The 18,416-nt window shown below is 66.6% G+C and carries 16 protein-coding genes; 12 read left to right on the top strand and 4 right to left on the bottom strand.

Annotated elements, in window-relative coordinates; translation table 11 throughout:
- Window positions 1-44: 44 nt before the first annotated feature.
- From AC1DXX_RS26330 to xylB, 9 genes are all read left to right on the top strand, one after another.
- Window positions 45-902, top strand: coding sequence for a carbohydrate ABC transporter permease (locus tag AC1DXX_RS26330; RefSeq protein WP_478137162.1), 858 nt, complete (start codon window positions 45-47; stop codon window positions 900-902).
- Window positions 903-912: 10 nt separating this feature from the next.
- A complete protein-coding gene (locus AC1DXX_RS26325; RefSeq protein WP_478137161.1) occupies window positions 913-1,737 on the top strand; it encodes a carbohydrate ABC transporter permease in 825 nt (274 codons plus the stop codon).
- Between the two features lie 17 nt (window positions 1,738-1,754).
- Window positions 1,755-2,795 (top strand): ABC transporter ATP-binding protein, encoded by a 1,041-nt coding sequence (locus AC1DXX_RS26320; RefSeq protein ID WP_478137160.1) that lies wholly within the window; start codon window positions 1,755-1,757, stop codon window positions 2,793-2,795.
- 84 nt (window positions 2,796-2,879) lie between these two features.
- The gene (gene dalD / locus AC1DXX_RS26315) at window positions 2,880-4,259 is read left to right on the top strand and encodes a D-arabinitol 4-dehydrogenase (RefSeq protein ID WP_478137163.1); all 1,380 of its coding nucleotides are present in this window, start codon (window positions 2,880-2,882) and stop codon (window positions 4,257-4,259) included.
- Window positions 4,256-5,044, top strand: a complete 789-nt coding sequence (locus tag AC1DXX_RS26310) for an L-iditol 2-dehydrogenase (RefSeq protein ID WP_478137159.1) — start codon at window positions 4,256-4,258, stop codon at window positions 5,042-5,044. The genes dalD and AC1DXX_RS26310 overlap by 4 nt, the downstream gene beginning before the upstream one ends.
- A 1-nt stretch (window position 5,045) precedes the next feature.
- Complete coding sequence (locus tag AC1DXX_RS26305) at window positions 5,046-5,717, top strand: transaldolase family protein (protein ID WP_478137158.1); 672 nt, start codon at window positions 5,046-5,048, stop codon at window positions 5,715-5,717.
- A 20-nt stretch (window positions 5,718-5,737) separates the two neighbouring features.
- Complete coding sequence (locus tag AC1DXX_RS26300) at window positions 5,738-6,706, top strand: carbohydrate kinase family protein (protein ID WP_478137157.1); 969 nt, start codon at window positions 5,738-5,740, stop codon at window positions 6,704-6,706.
- A gap of 12 nt (window positions 6,707-6,718) precedes the next feature.
- Window positions 6,719-7,675 (top strand): AraC family transcriptional regulator, encoded by a 957-nt coding sequence (locus AC1DXX_RS26295; protein ID WP_478137156.1) that lies wholly within the window; start codon window positions 6,719-6,721, stop codon window positions 7,673-7,675.
- Between the two features lie 21 nt (window positions 7,676-7,696).
- On the top strand, window positions 7,697-9,166 hold the full coding sequence (gene xylB / locus AC1DXX_RS26290) for a xylulokinase (protein ID WP_478137155.1): 1,470 nt from the start codon (window positions 7,697-7,699) through the stop codon (window positions 9,164-9,166).
- Window positions 9,167-9,241: 75 nt separating this feature from the next.
- Here xylB and groL read toward each other — a convergent pair whose 3' ends face one another.
- The 3 genes from groL to AC1DXX_RS26275 all read right to left on the bottom strand — a co-directional run bounded on the left by groL (window position 9,242) and on the right by AC1DXX_RS26275 (window position 12,356).
- Complete coding sequence (groL, locus tag AC1DXX_RS26285) at window positions 9,242-10,894, bottom strand: chaperonin GroEL (protein ID WP_478137154.1); 1,653 nt, start codon at window positions 10,892-10,894, stop codon at window positions 9,242-9,244.
- 53 nt (window positions 10,895-10,947) lie between these two features.
- Entirely contained in the window at window positions 10,948-11,238 is a 291-nt protein-coding gene (locus AC1DXX_RS26280; RefSeq protein ID WP_021005834.1) for a co-chaperone GroES, read from the bottom strand.
- Between the two features lie 659 nt (window positions 11,239-11,897).
- Window positions 11,898-12,356: a hypothetical protein gene (locus tag AC1DXX_RS26275; RefSeq protein ID WP_478137153.1), complete on the bottom strand. Its 459-nt coding sequence runs from the start codon at window positions 12,354-12,356 to the stop codon at window positions 11,898-11,900.
- Here AC1DXX_RS26275 and AC1DXX_RS26270 point away from each other — a divergent pair.
- Window positions 12,355-14,823 carry an autotransporter outer membrane beta-barrel domain-containing protein gene (locus tag AC1DXX_RS26270; protein WP_478137152.1) on the top strand — a complete coding sequence of 823 codons (2,469 nt, stop codon included), beginning with the start codon at window positions 12,355-12,357 and terminating at the stop codon, window positions 14,821-14,823. The genes AC1DXX_RS26275 and AC1DXX_RS26270 overlap by 2 nt on opposite strands.
- 288 nt (window positions 14,824-15,111) lie before the next feature.
- Here the strand turns inward: AC1DXX_RS26270 and AC1DXX_RS26265 are convergent, their stop codons facing one another.
- Window positions 15,112-16,701 (bottom strand): phospholipase D family protein, encoded by a 1,590-nt coding sequence (locus tag AC1DXX_RS26265; RefSeq protein WP_478137151.1) that lies wholly within the window; start codon window positions 16,699-16,701, stop codon window positions 15,112-15,114.
- Between the two features lie 276 nt (window positions 16,702-16,977).
- Here AC1DXX_RS26265 and AC1DXX_RS26260 point away from each other — a divergent pair, with 276 nt between their 5' ends.
- Complete coding sequence (locus AC1DXX_RS26260) at window positions 16,978-18,180, top strand: PepSY-associated TM helix domain-containing protein (RefSeq protein ID WP_478137150.1); 1,203 nt, start codon at window positions 16,978-16,980, stop codon at window positions 18,178-18,180.
- The gene (locus tag AC1DXX_RS26255; protein ID WP_478137149.1) at window positions 18,177-18,362 is read left to right on the top strand and encodes a hypothetical protein; all 186 of its coding nucleotides are present in this window, start codon (window positions 18,177-18,179) and stop codon (window positions 18,360-18,362) included. The genes AC1DXX_RS26260 and AC1DXX_RS26255 overlap by 4 nt, the downstream gene beginning before the upstream one ends.
- Window positions 18,363-18,416: the final 54 nt, after the last annotated feature.

The following is an 18,416-nucleotide window of genomic DNA, read 5'->3' as shown; positions in this document are numbered from 1 at the left end:
AGCGGGAGAGGGGGCAACAGCCAGCAGCCAGAGAGGAACACACAATGAAAAGACTCCTGCCCCGGGCCCTGATGGCGCCCGCCGTGCTCACGCTCTTCCTCTGGATGATCGTGCCGCTTGCAATGACGTTGTACTTCTCGTTCGTGAACTACAACCTCATGCAGCCCGGCGAACACACGTTCGCGGGGATCGAGAACTTTCACTACTTCGTCACCGATCCGGACTTCTGGCCCGCAACCTGGAACACGCTGCTGCTGATCGGCAGCGTGATCGTCATCACGGTGGTGTTCGGCGTGCTGCTCGCGCTGCTGGTGAACGAGCCCTTTCCGGGCCGCGGCATCGTGCGGGTGCTGCTGATCTCGCCCTTCTTCGTCATGCCCGCAGTCAACGCACTGCTGTGGAAGCACATGATGATGAACCCCATCTACGGCATCCTGGCCGACGTGTGGCGCTTCTTCGGCGCCCAGCCCATCGACTGGCTCACCGACGTGCCGCTGCTCTCCGTGATCGTCATGGTGGCCTGGCAGTGGCTGCCCTTCGCCTGCCTGATCTTCATCACCTCGCTGCAGTCGCTCGACCGCGAGCAGATGGAGGCCGCGCGCATGGACGGCGCGAGTTCGTTCCAGCGCTTCTTCTACCTGACCATCCCGCACCTCGGCCGGCCGATGGCGGTGGTGATCATGATCGAGATGATCTTCCTGCTCAGCGTGTTCGCGGAAATCGCCATCACCACCAACGGCGGTCCGGGCAACGAGAGCACGAACATGACCTACCTGATCTTCAAGCAGTCGCTGATGAACTTCGACGTGGGCGTGGCCTCGGCCGGTGCGCTGTTCGCGGTGGTGCTGGCCAACATCGTGGCCGTGTTCCTCATCCGCATCATCGGCAAGAACCTGGATTGAAGGAACGACCATGCAACCCAGCAACTTCCTTCCCCAACTGCTGCGCACCGTCGGTGCGTGGGCCGCGGCGCTGCTCCTGTTCTTTCCGCTCGGCTGGCTGTTCCTCACGGCCTTCAAGACCGAGCTGCAGGCGATCCACGTGCCGCCGCTCTTCGTCTTCGAGCCCACGCTCGACAACTTCGGCGAAGTGCAGCGCCGCAGCGACTACCTGCTGTATGCGCGCAATTCGCTGATCACCAGCCTGGGCTCGACCATTCTCGGCCTCCTGATCGCCGCACCCGCTGCGTACTCGATGGCCTTCTTCCGCACGAAGAAGACGCGCGACATCCTGATGTGGATGCTCTCCACCAAGATGATGCCGGCCGTGGGCGCGCTGGTGCCGATCTACGTGCTCGCGCAGACCGCGGGCATGCTGGACTCGCTCACTGCACTGACCATCGTGTTCACGCTGTCGAACCTGCCGATCATGGTGTGGATGCTCTACAGCGCCTACAAGGACATTCCGAACGAGATCCTCGAAGCGGCGCGCATGGACGGCGCGAGCCTGTGGACCGAGTTCCGCCATGTCGTGATGCCGCTGTCGGTGGGCGGGCTCGCGTCCACCGGCCTCCTGTGCCTGGTGCTGAGCTGGAACGAGGCCTTCTGGGCGTTGAACCTCACCTCCGCCAAGGCCGGCACGCTGGCGACCCTGATCGCCTCGTACTCCAGCCCCGAAGGCCTGTTCTGGGCCAAGTTGTCGGCCGCCTCGTTGATGGCCATCGCGCCCATCGTCGTGTTCGGCTGGTTCAGCCAGAAGCAACTGGTGCAAGGCCTGACCTTCGGCGCCGTCAAGTAAAGAAAGGGAGACACCTCATGGCCTACCTGCAACTCAAAGACATCAAGAAGAGCTTCGGCGACATCAACATCATCAAGGGCGTCGACCTCGAGATCCAGAAGGGCGAGTTCATCGTCTTCGTCGGGCCTTCGGGCTGCGGCAAGTCGACGCTCCTGCGCCTGATTGCGGGGCTCGAGCCGATCACCAGCGGCAACCTGCTGCTCGACGGCAAGGACATCACCTGGACGCCTTCGGGAAAGCGCGACCTGGCGATGGTGTTCCAGAGCTACGCGCTCTACCCGCACATGAGCGTGTACGACAACATGTCCTTCGCGCTCAAGCTCGCGGGCGTGTCGAAGGACGAGATCAGGACCAAGGTCGAGCACGCGGCCAAGACGCTCAACCTCACGCAATACCTCGACCGCACGCCCAAGGACCTGTCGGGCGGACAGCGGCAGCGCGTGGCCATCGGCCGCGCCATCGTGCGCGCGCCCAAGGTGTTTCTTTTCGACGAGCCGCTGTCCAACCTCGATGCGGCGCTGCGCGGCAACACGCGTGTCGAAATCCACAAGCTGCACCGTGCGCTCGGCGCGACCACCATCTACGTGACGCACGACCAGGTCGAGGCCATGACGCTGGCCGACCGCGTGGTGGTGCTCAGGGACGGGCTGATCGAACAGGTCGGCACGCCGCTCGAGCTCTACGACCATCCGGCCAACCAGTTCGTCGCGCAGTTCATCGGCATGCCGTCGATGAACATGGTGGCAGCGAGCGCCATCCCGAGCTTCTCCGCCGCCACCGGCGGCCGCTTGCCGAGCGACGGCTTCCTGGGCGTGCGGCCCGAAGGCCTGCGCGTGCATCCGAAGCAGGGCGCGCCGGTGTCGGATGTGCAGGGCCGTGTCGAGCTGATCGAAGCGCTCGGCGCGGACACGCTGATCCATGTCGACGTGGGCGGCGTACCGCTGATCGCGCGCCAGAACGACCGCACGCCTCTGCAGGCGGGCGACGACGTGGCGGTCGAGCTCGACCCCAGCGTGCTGCATCTGTTCAACCGCGAAGGCCGTTCGGTCGTCGCCTGATTTTTTCTTTTCCGGATATTTCCCGTGACTCTCGCAGCAGCGTCTCTTGCGCAAACACCACCACCGGCTCTTTCCGAGTTCACGGTGCTTCACCTGGGCCTGGGCTCGTTTCATCGGGCCCACCAGGCGGTCTACCTGCAGCGGCTGATCGATGCGGGCGACACCCGCTGGTCGCTGTCGGGCGCCAACATCCGGCCGGACATGGCCGACATCGTCGCAGCCCTGCAGGCGCAGGGCGGACGCTACACGCTCGAAACCGTGTCGCCTGCGGGCGAGTACCGCTACGAGCAGATCGAGGCCATCCGCGAGGTGCTGCCGTGGGAGCGCTCGCTGGCCGCGGTGATCGCGCGCGGGGCGGCGCCGTCCACACGCATCGTTTCCTTCACCGTGACCGAGGCCGGCTATTACCTCGACACCAAGGGCAGGCTGGACCTGTCCTTCGGCGACCTGGCGGCCGACATCGAACGCGCGCGGCGTGGCGAAGCGGGCGAAACCATCTACGGCGCCGTCTGCGCGATCCTGCGTGCGCGCAAGGCCGCGCAGGCCGGTGCGGTGACGCTGCTCAACTGCGACAACCTGCGCCACAACGGCGATCGATTCCACGCGGGGCTGCTCGAATTCATCGAGCGCGCGGGCGATACCGATCTGCTGGCATGGGTCGGCGAGAACACCCGCTGCCCGAACGCGATGGTCGACCGCATCACGCCGCGCCCGCCGCCAGAGCTGCACGCGCGCGTGCGCGCAGCCACAGGCCGAGACGACGCAGCACCGATCACGGGCGAGAGCTTCATCCAGTGGGTCATCGAAGACAACTTCGCGGCCGGGCGTCCCGACTGGGGCCGCGTGGGCGTGGAACTGGTCGCGTCCGTGCAGCCGTATGAAGAGGCCAAGATCCGCATCCTCAATGCCACGCACAGCTGCATCGCCTGGGCCGGCACGCTGGTCGGGCTGGGCTTCATCCACGAAGGCACGCACCACGCGGCGATCCGGAAGATGGCCTACGACTATGTGAGCGACGACGTGATCCCGTGCCTGAGTCCGAGCCCGATCGACCTCGCGGCCTACCGCGACGTGGTGCTCGACCGCTTCGGCAACCCTGCGATCCGCGACACCAACCAGCGCGTGGCGGCGGACGGCTTCTCGAAGATCCCGGGCTTCATCGCGCCCACGGTGCGCGAGCGGCTCGCCGCGGGGCAGCCGGTCGACAGCGTCGCGATGCTGCCCGCGCTGTTCCTCGCCTTCCTGCAGCGCTGGCATCGCGGGGCATTGCCCTATGCCTACCAGGACCAGGGCATGGACGAGGCCGTGGCGCACGCCATCTGCGATGCCGCCGATCCGGTGCTCGCGCTGTGTTCGGACGCCGGACTGTGGGGGGCCGTCGCGGGCGATGCGCGGCTGATCGACGCCGTGCGTGGGGCGAGCGGGCGCGTGGCAAATCTTGTGAATCCAGGAGCAACGACATGAGCGAACGTCTGAAGAACCGCCACGTGCTGCTGACCGGTGCCGGTGGCGGCATCGGTCTGGCAGTGGCCGAGGCCTGCATTGCGGAGGGTGCGTGCTGCAGCGTGATCGACCGCGCGGCGGCGGCACCCGAGGCCGTGCGGGCGTTGCAGCAGCGCCGCCCCGACCGGCTGGCCTACATTGCAGCGGACGTCACCGACACCCAGAGCATCTCCCACCTGCTCGCAGAGGCGCAGGTCGCTTTCGGCCCCATCCACACGCTGTTCAACAACGCCGCGGTGTTCGACCTCGCGCCGCTGCTCGACAGCGACGAGGCTTCGTTCGACAGGCTCTTCGCCGTCAACGTGAAGGGCATGTTCTTCGTGATGCAGGCCGTGCTGCGCCACATGGTCGAGGCCGGCACGCAAGGGGCGTCGGTCATCAACATGGCCTCGCAGGCCGGGCGGCGCGGCGAGGCGCTGGTTTCGCACTACTGCGCGACCAAGGCCGCGGTCATCAGCTACACCCAGAGCGCGGCGCTGGCCATGGCGCCGCATGGCATCCGTGTCAACGGCATTGCACCCGGTGTGGTCGACACGCCGATGTGGGACCATGTCGACAGCCTGTTCGCCAAGGCCGAAGGGCTGCCCCCGGGCGAGAAGAAGCGCCGCGTAGGCCTGGAGGTGCCGCTCGGCCGCATGGGCGTGCCGGCCGATATTGCCGGCGCGGCGGTATTCCTTGCCAGCGACGAGGCGCGCTACATCACGGCGCAGACCTTGAATGTCGATGGCGGTAACGTCATGAGCTGAGATGAACGAAGATTTCCATCTGTACCTGGACAGCGCCGACCTGGCCGAATTGCAGACCTGCCTGCCGCACCCGGTGGTGCATGGCGTGACGACCAACCCGACGTTGCTCAAGCGTGCGGGTATCGGCTGTGGCGAAGTGCCCGGTTTGCTGAAACGCTGCATCGAACTGGGCGCGCGGCAGGTGCAGGCGCAGGTGTATTCCAGCGATGTCGACGGTATGCTCGAAGACGCGCAGGCCTTGCTCTCGCACTTCGACCGCGGCCAACTGGTCGTCAAGATTCCCGCCACGCGCCAGGGCCTCGATGCCGGCGCGCAGCTCATCGCGCAAGGCGTGCCCGTCACGTGGACGGCCGTGTACGCGCCCGAGCAGGCGCACTTTGCCGCGCAGCTGGGCGCGGCCTACGCGGCGCCGTACCTGGGACGGCTCGACGATGGCGGCGCCGATGGACTGGCGCTGATCGCGCAGATGCAGGCGCTGGTGGCGCAGCGGCCTTCGTCCGGCACGCGCCTGCTGGTGGCAAGCATTCGCTCGCGCGAAGCGTACCTTTCGTTGCTGGGGCTGGGCGTGGGCGCCATCACGATTCCGCCGCGCCTCTTTGCCGAACTGCTCGATCATCCCGCCACGCTGGCTGCCGAGCGCGGCTTCCTGGCCGATGCCCGCGCCTTGCCCTGACAGAAGAAAATCCGAGAACCATGCGCATTGCACTCACGGGCGAAGCCCTGATCGATTTCACCGCCAGCGAGGCGGGCACGTTGGCGTTCCTCGGCCACGAGGGCGGCTCGCCGCTCAACACGGCCGTGGCCTGTGCGCGCCTCGGGCAGCACACCGGTTTTCTCACGCAGTTGTCGACCGACCTGTTCGGTGAGCGGCTGATGGGCTTTCTCGAACGCAACGGCGTGGACACCAGCTGCATCCTGCGCAGCAATGCACCGTCCACGCTGGCCTTCGTCGAGCGCACGCCRCAGACCAACCGCTATGCCTTCTACACGCGCGGCAGCGCCGATGCGACCTGGGCGCCCGAACCGCTGCCGCAGCTGCCGGCGGACTGCCGCTTCCTTCATTTCGGTTCGATCTCGCTGCTGCAGGAGCCGGCCGCCACGCACATCGCCGAGCTGATTGCCGCGAACGCGGGCCGCCGGGTGATCGTGTTCGATCCCAACGTGCGGCCCAGCCTGATTCCCGACATGGCGGCCTACCGCGACCGCGTGACGGACTGGTTGGCCATGGCCGATCTGGTCAAGCTCAGCGATGAAGACGCCGAGCTGCTCGCGCCCGGCCGGCCGGCCGATGCGCTGGCTGCGGATTGCCTGAAGGCCGGCGCGCACGCCGTGGTCATCACGCGCGGCGGCGACGGTGCCACGCTGTGRCGCACCGGGCACGAGCCGCTCACCGTGGCAGCGCCGCGCGTGACGGTGGTCGACACCATCGGCGCCGGTGACACTTTCACTGCGGGGCTCTCGGTGTCGCTGCTTGCGCACGGCGTCGAGCACCCGGCCCAGCTCGGCGCGCTGGGCGACGAGGCCTGGCGGGAGGTGATGCGCTTCGCCGCCACCGCCGCGGCCCTGAACTGCACCCGGGAGGGGGCCGATCCACCGACGCTCGCAGCGGTTCACGCCGCGCTGGCGGAGGAAGACAATGGGGCTGTCGCTTCCGGGTCCTGACCCTGTGCTGCCATGACAACGTCCACACGCAAGCGTTCGATCCCTCGCCAGCGCCAACCCGAGCTGGAGCGCGACTTCACACGTTCCCCCTCGCTGGGCTACGAGGCGCCCGAAGAAACCGGCCTCGTGCGCTGCCTGGCGCACGGTTTCCCGAGCCCGCTGGTGCGATGGCACTTCCATGAAGACTACGAGCTGCACCTGATCACCGAGACCTCGGGCAAGGCCTTCATCGGCGACTGGATTGGGCCGTTCCAGCCCGGTCACCTCGTGCTCTGCGGGCCGCGGCTGCCTCACAACTGGATCTCGCTCGACGTACCCGAAGGCGGTTCGGCAGGGCGTGACCGGGTGATTCAGTTTCGTCACGAGCCGATCGAGCGCGCCGCCGCCGAGATACCGGAGTTGCGCGAGGTGATGCAACTGCTCGAGCGGGCACGCCACGGCATCGAGTTCTTCGGCATGTCTCAGCAGGCGCAAACCCACTGGGACAGCATCAAGGCTGCGCGCGGCGTACGCCGCCTCGGCCTGTTCCTAGAATTCATGGCCGACCTCGCGCAGTGCACCGACTACCGGCTGCTGTCGAGCGTGCAGATGCAGGGCGCACAGGGCATCGACGGCGATGCGCAGGTCGACCAGATCAACGAGGTCGTCAACCGCATCACCAACAACATGGCGGAGCCGATCTCGATGTCGGACGTGGCGGCTGAGCTGGGCATGAGCGAGAGCCGCTTCAGCCGCTTCTTCCGTCGCTCCACCGGCAACAGCTTCACCGACTTCGTCAACCGCGTGCGCATCAACAGCGCCTGCCACCTGCTGATGCAGACCGATCACTACGTGACCGACATCTGCTACCAGGTTGGCTTCAACAACGTGGCGAACTTCAACCGGCGCTTTCTCGAAATCAAGGGCATGACGCCGAGCGAGTTCCGCCGCCAGGCCGACACCCGTTTCGGCTCCGGTATTCCTTCGTAGCAAAAAAGCAGGGAGTTCATCTTGTATCTGGGACTGGACCTCGGCACGTCCGAGCTCAAGGCGCTGTTGCTCGCCGACGATCACCGCATCGTCGGCGTGGCGCGTGCATCGCTCGCGGTCGATCGGCCGCAACCGCTCTGGTCGGAGCAGGCGCCCAGCCAATGGTGGCAGGCGCTGGAGCAGGTCATGGCGGCGTTGCGCGGCGCGCATGCCGAAGCGCTGTCGGCCGTGCGCGCCATCGGCCTGTCGGGCCAGATGCATGGTGCGACCTTGCTTGATGCGGCGGGCGAGGTGCTGCGTCCCGCGATCCTCTGGAACGACGGGCGCAGCGGCGCGCAGTGCGAAGCGCTCACGCGCGCCGTGCCGCGCCTCGGCGAGATCGCGGGCAACCTCGCGATGCCCGGGTTCACCGCGCCCAAGCTGCTGTGGGTGCGCGAGCATGAGCCCGAGATCTTCCACCAGGTGGCGCGCGTGCTGCTGCCGAAGGACTGGCTGCGCTTCATGCTCAGCGGCGAGGCCGTCAGCGAAATGTCCGATGCGGCCGGCACGCTTTGGCTCGATGTCGGAGCGCGCGACTGGTCCGACGAGCTGCTCGCGGCCACTGGGCTCACCCGCGACCACATGCCGCGGCTGGTCGAGGGCAGCGAGGTGTCGGCGCAGCTCAAGCCCGAGCTGGCTGCACGCTGGGGCGTGGGCAACGGGACCGTGCCGATTGCGGGCGGCGCTGGCGACAACGCTGCCAGCGCCGTCGGCATGGGCCTGGTGGAACCGGGGCAGGGCTTCGTCTCGCTCGGCACCTCGGGCGTGGTGTTCGTCTCGACCGATCGCTTCCTGCCGAACCCCGCGCAGGCGATGCACGCCTTCTGTCATGCGTTGCCGAAGCGGTGGCACCAGATGTCGGTGATGCTCTCTGCCGCGAGCGCGGTGAGCTGGGCTGCGAAGACATTCAAGTTCACCGACGAGGCCGCGCTGCTGGAAGCCGCGGCGTCGGTGCCGCCTGGAGAGCGTGCGCGTTGCCCGCTGTTCCTGCCGTACCTGTCGGGCGAACGCTCCCCGCACAACAACCCGAACGCCCAGGGCACGCTGTTCGGCCTGACCCATGCGCATGGCCCGGCGGAGATCGCCTATGCCGTGGTCGAGGGCGTGAGCTTCGGACTGCGCGACGGCTTCGACACCCTGCGCCTGCCGGCGGACATGCCACTGCGTGAGGTCGCCCTGGTGGGCGGTGGCGCACGCAGCGTCTGGTGGGGCCAGTTGCTGGCCGACATCTTCCAGGTGCCGCTCACGCTCTATGCGGGCAGCGAGACCGGTGGTGCGCTCGGCGCGGCGCGCCTCGCATGGCTGGCCGATGGCGGCGCGGTGGCCGAGGTGTGCACGTTGCCGCCGGTCAAGCAGAAGCTGACGCCTTCACCCGAAGAGGCCGGCGCGCACAAGACGCGGCACGCGCGCTTCCAGGCGCTGTACATGTCGCTGCGCGACCAGTTCCGTTAAAACCGGACGCGCAATAAAAAAGGGCCGCTTCCGCGGCCCTTTTCGTTTTGGTGAGCAGTAGAGCTCAGCCGGGCATTACATGCCCATGCCGCCCATGCCGCCCATGCCACCCATGTCGGGCATGCCGCCGCCGGCGCCCGACTCGTCCTTCGGTGCGTCGGCGACCATGGCTTCGGTCGTCAGCAGCAGCGAGGACACCGATGCTGCGTTTTGCAGTGCGGTGCGGGTGACCTTCGTCGGGTCCAGGATGCCCAGCTCGAGCATGTCGCCGTACGTGTCGTTCGCAGCGTTGAAGCCGTAGTTGCCCTTGCCGGCCAGCACAGCGTTCACCACCACCGAGGCTTCGCCGCCAGCGTTGTTCACGATTTCGCGCAGGGGAGCTTCGATGGCCTTGAGCACCAGCTTGATGCCGGCGTCCTGGTCGGCGTTGTCGCCCTTGATCGAGTCGCCCACGGCTTGCTTGGCACGCAGCAGAGCCACGCCGCCGCCAGCCACGACGCCTTCTTCCACTGCAGCGCGGGTGGCGTGCAGGGCGTCTTCGACGCGCGCCTTCTTTTCCTTCATTTCGACTTCGGTGGCAGCGCCAACCTTGATCACTGCCACGCCGCCGGCCAGCTTGGCCACGCGCTCTTGCAGCTTTTCACGGTCGTAGTCGCTCGTGGCTTCTTCGATCTGCACGCGCACTTGCTTCACGCGGGCTTCGATGTCGCCGGCAGCGCCGGAGCCGTCGATGATGATCGTGTTTTCCTTGCCCACTTCGATGCGCTTGGCTTGGCCCAGGTCGGCCAGCGTCACCTTTTCGAGCGTCAGGCCCACTTCTTCAGCGATGACCTTGCCGCCCGTCAGGATGGCGATGTCTTCGAGCATGGCCTTGCGGCGGTCGCCGAAGCCAGGTGCCTTGACGGCCACGACCTTCAGGATGCCGCGGATCGTGTTCACGACCAGCGTAGCCAGGGCTTCGCCTTCGACTTCTTCGGCAATGATCAGCAGCGGACGGCCAGCCTTGGCGACTTGTTCCAGCGTGGGGAGCAGGTCACGGATGTTGCTGATCTTCTTGTCGAACAGCAGCACGAAGGGGTTGTCCAACAGCGCCGATTGCTTCTCGGGGTTGTTGATGAAGTAGGGCGACAGGTAGCCGCGGTCGAACTGCATGCCTTCGACGACGTCGAGTTCGCTGTCCAGCGACTTGCCGTCTTCCACGGTGATCACGCCTTCCTTGCCGACCTTGTCCATCGCGTCAGCGATGAGCTTGCCGATGGTTTCGTCGCTGTTGGCCGAGATCGAGCCGACTTGAGCGATTTCCTTCGACGTGGTGGTGGGCTTCGATGCCTTCTTCAGCTCGGCGACCAGGGCCGTGACAGCCTTGTCGATGCCGCGCTTCAGGTCCATCGGGTTCATGCCGGCAGCCACCAGCTTGAAACCTTCGCGAACGATGGCCTGGGCCAGCACGGTCGCGGTGGTGGTGCCGTCACCGGCGTTGTCCGAGGTCTTGGAGGCCACTTCCTTCACGAGCTGGGCGCCCATGTTCTGGAGCTTGTCCTTGAGTTCGATTTCCTTGGCGACCGACACACCGTCCTTGGTCACGGTGGGGGCGCCGAACGAGCGTTCGAGCACCACGTTGCGGCCCTTGGGGCCCAGGGTCACTTTGACTGCGTTGGCCAGGATGTTGACACCCTCGACCATGCGCGCGCGGGCTTCTCCGCCGAAGACTACGTCTTTTGCTGCCATGATGAATTAACTCCGAATGGATTGGATTTGAATGGGATCGAAAGGGAGAAGGCTTACTTCTCGACGACTGCGAACAGGTCGTCTTCCTTCATCACGAGCAGTTCGTCGCCATCGACCTTGACGGTCTGGCCGCTGTACTTGCCGAACAGGACGCGGTCACCGACCTTGACGGTCAGTGCGGTCAGGTCGCCCTTGTCGGTGCGCTTGCCCGGGCCCACGGCCAGGACTTCACCCTGATCGGGCTTTTCAGCGGCTGCGTCGGGGATGACGATGCCGGAGGCGGTCTTGGTTTCGCTGTCGATACGCTTGACGATCACACGATCGGCCAAAGGACGAAGTTTCATTGCATCTCCTGGATAAGAAACGGGGTTGTGGTCGGGCGCCGGACCGGAGACCGGCAGCCCATCGACTGGAAGCGAGGGCTGTTAGCACTCATCATCAGCGAGTGCTAATCATAAGGGCAATCCATGGGCTTTCAAGGCCCAAGGGCTGCTGGCGGGTTGCTGCGGAACGCCAGTGCACATGCGTTGATACGCCATTGAACTCGCGCGAGTTTGTTTTCCTCCCGCATATGAGGGGCAGATCCGTGTGAAAACTGCCTGAGCGGCGGGCAGCCTGGCATCGACATCGGCGCATCAAGGGAGGCGAGCCCATGCAAAACCATTGCGATGTCTCCCCTGGCCAACAACGATGCAAGTTGGAGGAAATGTCTCATCGCCCTGACATGTGACAAGTTGTACGATGTCATACCATTTGTAATTGATACACCCAACCCCATGCCCACGTTGAATGAAAACAGGCGTGCCGCGCGCGCCGCGCAGCCACGCTCGAGCGCCTCACGCCGCGCCGCCCTCCCCGTGTTCAGTGTCTCGGCCACCGCGTTCGCGGTCGCGCTGCTTGCCGGGGCGCCGCAAATCGCGCGTGCCGCCAACGAATGCGGCGCTGAAGTAGCCGGGGCGGACACGATCAACTGCCTGGCCGCCAACTACCCGAACTCGATCAACTACGCCCCGATCGATTCGATGACGCTGAACCTGAACAACCCGGCTATGGTGGTCGGGGGCGCCACCGGGGTCAGGCTTCTGAACGGTGCAAGCGCGACCGGCGCTGACTTGATCATCAATGCCACAAGTTTCGGCTCGATCACGACCACGGCGAATGCAGCCGTGTCCGTCAATAACGTGCGAGCTGGAGGACTTGCTTCTTTTACGATGGATGGCGGCTCGCTTACTTCGAACGGTAACAATTTCACCGTGCTGATCAACAGCGCCGCACAGGCACAAGCCACGCTGAATGGTGGACAAATCCGGAATTTGACTGGAGGTGCAATCCTCGCCTCAGCCAATAACGCGGGCAATGCAATCGTCGTGATCAACGGTGGTTCAGTCCAGGCTGCAAGCAATGCCGCCGTTCGCGCTTTTGCCGGCAGCCCCCTCGGCACAGGCATAGCCAGCATCCGCATGTCCGGAGGCTCGGTGCTCGCCGCAGCCGGCAATGGCTTGTGGGCCGAGTCCAGAGGTACCGGCCAGGCCCGCCTGGAGATGACGGGCGGCACGGTCAGTGCAGCCGGCAACAATGGCGACGGCGTCCTGGCCGTGAGCTCGATCAGCACCTACGCCGTGGACCTCACCGGCGGCACCGTTACTGGCGGCAGCGGCAATGGCGCCGCCATCCACACGTCGGGCGTCGGCGGCGGCACGGTCAACATCGGCGCGGGCGCGATCATCAACGCCGGTGCGTCCGGCGTCGCGCTGCGCGATGGCGACCTCAACCGCGACGGCGTCGACGAAATCGGCGGCAACGCGACCATCACCACGGCGGGCACCCTCAACGGCGCCGTGCTGCTCGGCGGCGGCGCCGACACCCTCAACGTGACTGGCGGCGCGATCAACGGCAACATCACCGGCGACGGCGCCGACACCCTCAACCTCAATCTCGGTGCGGGTAGCTTCACCCACGGCGCGGCCTTCGGCATCAGCGGCATGAACGCCGTCGTCATGAACTCGGGCACCGTGCAGCTGGACAGCACCATCGCCGGCGCCAGCACGCTCACCGTGAACGGCGGCACCCTCGTGCTCGGCGGCGCCAACAGCTACACGGGCGGCACGTTCCTCAACGGCGGCGTGCTCTCGGTGGCGAACGACGCGAACCTGGGCGACGCGGCCGGCGCGCTCAACTTCGACGGCGGCACACTGCGCAACACGGCTGCTTTCGCAACGGCGCGCACGATCGTGCTGGGCGCCGGCGGTGGCACATTCCAGGCCGACGCCAACCTCGCGGTGTCCAGCGGCATCACGGGCGCGGGCAGCCTCACCAAGACCGGCGCCGGCGCGCTCACGCTCTCGGGCACCAACACCTATGGCGGTGCCACGAATGTCGCGCAGGGCACGCTGCGCGCGGGCGCGGCGGGCACGTTCAGCGCCGCGTCGGCGCACAACGTGTCGGCCGGCGCCACGCTCGACCTCGCGGGCTTCAACCAGACGGTCGCCTCGCTCGCCAACGGCGGCACCGTCTCGCTCGTGGGCGCCGCGGCGGGCACGACGCTCACCGTCGCCGGCAACTACGTGGGCAACGGCGGCGTGCTGCGGCTGGGCACGGTGCTCAATGGCACCGGCCCGTCGGACCGCCTCGTGATCAACGGCGGCACCGCCACCGGCACCACCAGCCTGCAGATCGCCAACCTCGGCGGCCTGGGCGCGCTCACCGGTGGCAATGGCATCGAGGTGATCACCGCGCAGAACGGCGCGACCACCACCGCGCAGACCACGAAGAGCGCCTTCTCGCTGGCCGGCGGCCACGTGGATGCCGGCGCCTACGAGTACCGCCTGTACGCGGCCGATGCGGCCGGCGCGGGCGAGAACTGGTTCCTGCGCACGACCGTTCCTCCCGTCGCGCCGCCTGGCACTCCCGGAACACCCGGCACGCCAGAAGTCCCGAGCGCGCCAGTCGTGCCCGTCAYCACGTACCGTGCCGAAGCCTCGCTCTATGCGGCGCTGCCGAATCAATTGCGCCAGGGCAACCTCGCGATGCTCGGCGACCTGCGCAAGCGCGTGGGCGACGACGACGTGAAGGGCACCGCCACCACGCCGACCGGCTCGGACCGCCGCGCCTGGGCGCGCGTGCTCTCGACCGACATCGACATCCAACAGGGCGGCACCGTTTCGCCGACGAGCAAGGGCCGCCTCACCGGCTTCCAGGCCGGCACCGACCTGCTGGCCACGCCGAACCTGCGCGCCGGCCTCTACGTCGGCCAGCTCGATGGCGACGCAACCGTCAACGGCTTCGCGAGCGGCCTGAGCAGCCTGCGCACCGGCCGCAACGACCTGCGCAGCCAGTATGTGGGCATCTACGGCACCTACACCGGCGACAGCGGCCTGTACGCCGACGTCGTGGTGCAGTCCGGTCGCCACCGCTACACCGTCGAGCCGATGCTCGGCGCGGGCACCGGCGGCAAGGGCAACAGCCTGCTGGGCTCTATCGAAGTCGGCCAATCCTTCGCACTGGGCGCGAGCGGCTGGAGCATCGAGCCGCAACTGCAGCTGATCCACCAGCACATGGACCTGAGCGATTCCGCCATCCTCGGTGCGGTCGTGCAGCCCGATGCCGACAGCGGTTGGATCGCGCGCGCAGGCGTCCGCGTGAAGGGCCAGATCGACACCGTCATGGGCGCGCTGCAGCCCTACGGCCGCTTCAATGTCTACCGCACATCGAGCGGCACCGACGTCGCGCGCTTCCTCAACGGCGCGACCCGCACCGATATCGCGGCGCCCACCGGCGGCACGAGCACCGAATTGGCCGGCGGCTTCACGCTCGCGCTCGGCCAGACGACCAGCCTCTACGGCGAAATCGGCAAGCTCTGGTCCTCGGGCGGCGATGCCAAGGTGAAGAGCTCCATCAACGGTTCGCTGGGCGTTCGCGTGAAGTGGTGACAAGCGGCTGAAGCCGAGACAAAAAGCTGCCCGCGGGCAGCTTTTTTTCGGCCGGATGATCCTGTAGAAGCCCGGGGCCGTATCGACACCGATAACCGTTCAGTGCGGCAGAGAACAGGCACCGCGGCATCGAGGGGCTTCAGATGTGCAACCACTACCAGGCGGAAAGTCGCAGAGAGCAGCTCGAGAGGATGGGGCTCGAGCTTTCGCCTGCATGCCATTCAAACTCAACGAGTTACGAGGAAGTGGCTGCGCATATCCAGTGTCGTTCCGCAGGCGGATTGCCCCTTACAACTGGTCTGTAGGTACAAACCACGAGAAAAGCAGCAGCTGGAGGCGGGTCAGCAGGCTCGAATCGGGCTCGCTGTCGAGCACCTCGTTGTTGACGTCGCCGGTGCCGATCCACTGCACGTTCTGGCCGTCCGGCTTGAGAACCACCCGGTAGACGCCCTCGATGTCGTCCAACTGGTAGGCGAAAAGCAGGGCCTGGGTCAGGTCGAAGCTGCGCACGCGGATGCCGAACTCGGTGTTCAGGCGGGCGGAACGCGGGTCGAGGTTCATGGAGCCGAGCAGCACCCACTGGCGGTCGACCAGGGCCAGCTTGGCGTGCAGGCGGCCGCGCGCCTTCTTGAGCAGGTCGCGGAACTGGCCGCTGCGCCTGAGCTGCTGGGTGCTGACTTCATACAGGTTCACGCCCAGCTTGAGCATGTCGACGCGGTAGCGGTTGTAGTTGATGTTGACCAATGGCTCGTCGCTGTCGGCGAGCGAATTGGTGATCACCGTGATGTTGATCCCGTGCTCGCGTCCCATGCGGATGCGGGCCATGCCCTCGTCGCCCGGGATGAAGTAGGGCGAGATCACCACCACGTTCGACTGGGCGGTGGCCAGCATTTCGTGAAAGCGCTGCGCCAGCGATTCCGTGGGGTGCGCCATGACGCCCAGTGCCTTGTTGGGGCTGTCGGCGGTGGCATTCGCCTCCGCGCGCATCCATTTCGCCTCGTCGATGTTGGCGAGCTGGACAGCCAGCGGCGGGTCGCCGAGCAGGTCGGTGGCAGGCAGCGGGTCGGGCGGTGGGGCGTAGGCCGGCGAGGTGGCGGCGTCGAAGGCGGACTTCAGCTCGGCCGGCGTGCGGCTCGTGCTGGCCACCCGCTGGAGCGGGTAGACCACGTCGCTGTTCCAGTAGGTGTCGAAGATGGCCGCCGCCTCGGGCACCACCGGGCCGGCCATGATCAGCTCGAAATCGATGAAGTTGGCGCTCTCGCTGCGCAGGAAATACTCGTCGGCCAGGTTGCGGCCACCGGCGATGGCCATCGCGCCATCGGCCACGAACAGCTTGTTGTGCATGCGGTGGTTGAGCCGCCGGAAATCGCCGAAGAACTCCAGCCACCGTCCGGTCGAATGGTCGCGCGCATTGACGAAAGGGTTGAACAGCCGGACCTGGGCATTGGGCTCCGCCGCCAGGCCGAGCAGCAGGGGGTCCATGCCCGCCGTGTAGAAATCGTCGAGCAGCAGGCGCACACGTACGCCGCGCCGTGCGGCATCGCGCAACTCGCGCAGCAGCAGCCGGCCGGTCTTGTCGTTGCCGAGCTGGTAGGTCTGCACATCGAGCGAGGACTGGGCGCGCCGCATCAGTTCCAGCCGTGCGTCGAGCGCATAGGACGCCTCGACCAGCGGCCGGAGGCTGGAAAGCCCGTCCGGCGGGGAGTTCAGGCTGATGGCAGCCCGGCCGAGCGTCGTGGCGGGGGAGGCCGGAAGGGCCACCGTCGGCGGTTCGGGGGTGCGGGGCGGAAGCCCGGCGCAGCCCGTCAGCACAAAGGCAACCAGCAGCAGGGCCGGACCGCGCAGCGCGGAAAACAAAGAGGCAATGAGCTTGAGCATGGGGCCTGCCAACGCATGGAGAAGCGTGCGGGCGGCATCGTAGCTGCTTTGATCTCCGGGCAAGGGCTCCCCTGTGTGCCGCAACGCCCTTCGCCGCGTCGGGATTTGGTCGAAGTGAGAATTTGTGACTATTAGAATGAGAATAATTCTTAATTGTGTTTGTGGGCGGATAGGTCATCGGCCATCGCGTCAGGAATGCGGTGACCGCCGCCAAGACCGATACGAACGCGACCTGCCGTTTCCCCAGACCCTTCCTCCGCCAATCGCCACGACGACATGAACAGCCGAAAGATCAAGACCTGGGCCTGGGTGCACAAGTGGAGCAGCCTCGTGTGCACCGTGTTCATGCTGTTGCTGTGCCTCACCGGGCTGCCGCTGATCTTCCATCATGAGATCGGCCACCTGCTGGGCACCGAGGTCGAGGCGCCGAAGATGCCGGCCGGCACGCCGCGCATCAGCCTGGACCGGGTGCTCGACATCGCCAAGGCGAAGCACCCCGACCGCATCGTGCAGTTCGTCTCGCAGCCCGAGGACGACGACGGCCTGTGGATCGTCACGCTCACCCCGACGCCGGCGCCGACGGAGGACTTCAAGTCGGTGGCGGTCGACGCGCGCACAGGCGCCGTGCTGGCGCAGCCGAAGTTCGACGAGGGCTTCATGTACGTGATGTTCAAGCTGCACGTCGACCTCTTCGCGGGGCTCGCGGGCAAGCTCTTCCTCGGCTTCATGGGCCTCTTGCTGCTGGTGGCCATCGTCTCCGGCGTGGTGCTCTATGCGCCCTTCATGCGCAAGCTCGATTTCGGCACGGTGCGGCGCGAGAAGCGCCCGCGCCTCAAGTGGCTCGACCTGCACAACCTGCTGGGCATCGTCACGCTGGTGTGGCTGTTCGTGGTGGGCTCCACCGGCATGATCAACACGTGGGCCGACCTGATCATCAAGTACTGGCAGTACGACCAGCTCAGCACGCTGCTCGCGCCCTACAAGAACGAGCCGGTCGTCGCGGCGACCGAGCGCGCCTCGGTGCAGCGCTCGATGGAAGTCGCCATGCAGCGCGCACCGGAGATGAAGCTGTCCTTCGTCGCCTTCCCGGGCACGTCGTTCTCGAGCCCGCACCACACCACCTTCTTCCTGCGCGGCAGCGAGCCCTTCACCTCGAAGCTGCTGCAGCCGGTGCTGGTCGATGCCAAGACCGCGGAGGTCACGGCGGCGCCCAGGATGCCCTGGTATCTGACGGGCCTGCTGGTGTCGCAGCCGCTGCACTTCGGCGACTACGGCGGCATGCCGATGCAGATCATCTGGGCGTTGCTCGACATCGCGACCATCATCGTGCTGGGCAGCGGTCTCTATCTGTGGCTCAAGCGCGGCAACACCGTGCCTGCTGCACCCAGGACGCCCGCGGCGTCGGCGGTGGCGGGGCGCGCACCGCCGGTCTCCGGCCAGCAGCCCGACCCGGCGCCGGCCATGAAGGCACAGGCATGAAACAGCACCACTCCTTCTGGCGCATGTGGGGCTGGCCGATCGCGCTCGGCGTGCTGACGATCGCCGGCCTGATCTCCGCGCTGTTCAGCGACGGCGGGCTGGGCGACATGCTGGCCTGGGTCGCGCTCGGCGTGCCGGTGATCGTGGGCGCCTGGTACGGCTGGCGCCGGCCGTCGCGCTAGCTGCATCCTTGCCCCCGGGCGGGTTCTCGCTAGGCGAGGCTTCCCGTGCCCCGA

This window comes from Variovorax sp. P4_B10, from assembly GCF_056402375.1.
This window is presented reverse-complemented; position numbering and strand designations above follow the sequence as displayed.